This is a genomic window from Paenisporosarcina sp. P5_A11 (genome assembly GCF_056400705.1).
Genome location: NZ_JBFUKT010000294.1, coordinates 1 through 2,212 on the forward strand (window position 1 = coordinate 1; position 2,212 = coordinate 2,212).

Annotated in this window: 3 protein-coding genes; 2 read left to right on the forward strand and 1 reads right to left on the reverse strand. The window is 37.7% G+C overall.

The features are described 5' to 3' along the window. The coding region (locus tag AC1DOS_RS19555; protein WP_477538825.1) for an MFS transporter at nucleotides 1-1,121 on the reverse strand (1,121 nt) is incomplete at its 3' end. Between the two features lie 83 nt (nucleotides 1,122-1,204). Between AC1DOS_RS19555 and AC1DOS_RS19560 the strand changes: the two genes are divergently transcribed. Continuing rightward, on the forward strand, nucleotides 1,205-1,588 hold the full coding sequence (locus AC1DOS_RS19560; protein ID WP_477538826.1) for an OsmC family protein: 384 nt from the start codon (nucleotides 1,205-1,207) through the stop codon (nucleotides 1,586-1,588). 329 nt (nucleotides 1,589-1,917) lie between these two features. Beyond that, complete coding sequence (locus AC1DOS_RS19565) at nucleotides 1,918-2,100, forward strand: SE1561 family protein (RefSeq protein ID WP_108587800.1); 183 nt, start codon at nucleotides 1,918-1,920, stop codon at nucleotides 2,098-2,100. Nucleotides 2,101-2,212: the final 112 nt, after the last annotated feature.

Below are 2,212 nucleotides of genomic sequence, written 5' to 3' on the forward strand. Positions count from 1 at the left end.
AACAAAAATAACGAGACGAGCCATAAAAAACTAAAACCCTCAAAAAATTGTAAAAAGACTCCGCCCATAAATGGTCCTGTTAAACTTCCAATACTAAAGAAAATTCCACATAATAAATTTCCTGTTGGCAATAATGCTTTAGGAGTCAAATCTGTCATATACGAAATCCCAAGTGAAAACGTTGAACCGACAAACAAACCTGCTAGAAGAAATGCAAAAACAAGTGTCCACATATTATGCTCTAGCAACGCGGCAAAACTAAAAGAAAACGCTCCGCCAAATAGTGCAGAAAGCACGACTTTTCTTCTTCCGATTCGATCACTTAAGGCACCTAAAGGTAACTGCGACAAAATCCCTCCAGTTGAAAATGCCGCTAAAATAATCGACACCATTGATAGATTGAAATCATTTCGTAGTGCATAAACCGGGAAAATGGCATGTAAACTGGACTCCAAAAAACCGTAACTAAACGGAGGAATAAAAGCTACCCACGCAAACCCTATAGTTGCACCAAAACGTGCCCACGTCCCTCGCATCGTCGATGTCTCATGCATATGTCCCGGAAAATCATTATCAATTAAAAACACCAACGACCATGCAGCTAAACATAAAATCCCTGAAACAATAAAGGGTAGTCCTTCATAGATGGATACGAGTGGCAAAAACAACGGACCTGCTGCAAATCCAATCCCAAAAGACAAGCCGTACAAGGCAATATTACGCCCTAATCGTTCTTTAGGTGAAAAACTTGTAATCCAAGTTTGTGTAGAAAAATGAAGTGCGTGGTCCCCAATTCCAATAAATAATCGCAAAATGAACCAAAAAACAACGCTTTTCCATAATGGGAATAATAATAACGAAATAAAGACCAAAAGACCTCCGACAATGATGATTGGTTTATAACCAAATCTCCGTAGAGGCTGTTCCATAAACGGTGATATAAGAAGTGTCCCGATATATAATCCCGTTGCATTCAATCCATTCAATGAAGAAGAAAGCCCGTCTTGTTCGAAAATAATTGAAATAAGTGGCAACAACATTCCTTGTGAGAAACCTGAGATGGACACAATAGCTACTAAAATCCAAAATCTTCTTTTCTCTACAGCTGTAAATTGATTCATGGTGGTCCTCCTACAGACAAGTTGAAATCATATTCATTTCAACCAAGTTTCGGTACAATTCTACCATATAGGAGGGACAAACGTTGAAATATATTATGACTGAAAATGGTTTTGAATCAGCTTTGGATTTTGGCACGTTAACGATTTCGAGTGACGAAACAAAAGGGTTTAGACCTTATCAACTACTGGTTTCGTCTCTAGTTGGCTGTAGTGGAGGTGTCCTGCGAAAAGTCTGCGAGAAAATGCGTATGCCAGTTGAGGAAATGGAAATCGATGTGTTAGAAGTTATTCGAAATCCTGAGGAAGCGAGTCGACTTGAAAAAGTTCATATCCATTTTAAACTTAAAGGATCAAATCTCAATTCAACTAAAATGGAACGCGCGATGACTCTTACGAAGAAAAATTGTTCAATGGTTCGTTCTGTTGATCAATCGATGGAAGTCATAGAAACTTTTGAAATTCTTTAGACAATGTCAAAGGCTCAGTCGATGATCTGCGAACAGATAATTGGCTGAGCCTTCTAAATATCACTAATATCTAATTGAGTATCCATATATCGATTCACGGCTGTTTTGCCGGTGAAATATTCGAACCCCCTCCTTCTAAATGGTTGATTGGTTTCGACTATTCACTACGGCCTCCCCTCTCCTGTTGAAGTAAGTTTACTTTAACACGTTAATTGATTTTTGTAAATATTCAAAATACAATTAATATTAAAATATTTCTAAAGTCCTACTCAAAGTTGAAAAATGATGGGAAATGGGCTACGATGGATTGGTAAAGCGAGGTGTCTCACATGGGCAAGTCTATATCGGACAATGACCAACAAGTTACATACTTAAAAGAACGTCTTCACATTTTCTTAGAAGTATTAGATTCAATTGAACCAGAAACGACTAAACTTGAAGATATTGATCGCTTAATCGCGATGATGGATGATTTAGAACTTAAAATGGAACAATTTAAAAAGTCTAAATAAGTAATGATTTAGAGAGTGCCTCCTGGCGCTCTCTTTTTCTATGTAGGTGGTTTGTGACCATTCGGTACGAGTTTGTGGACTATTCAAATGAGATTTCGGACCACTCACAGAC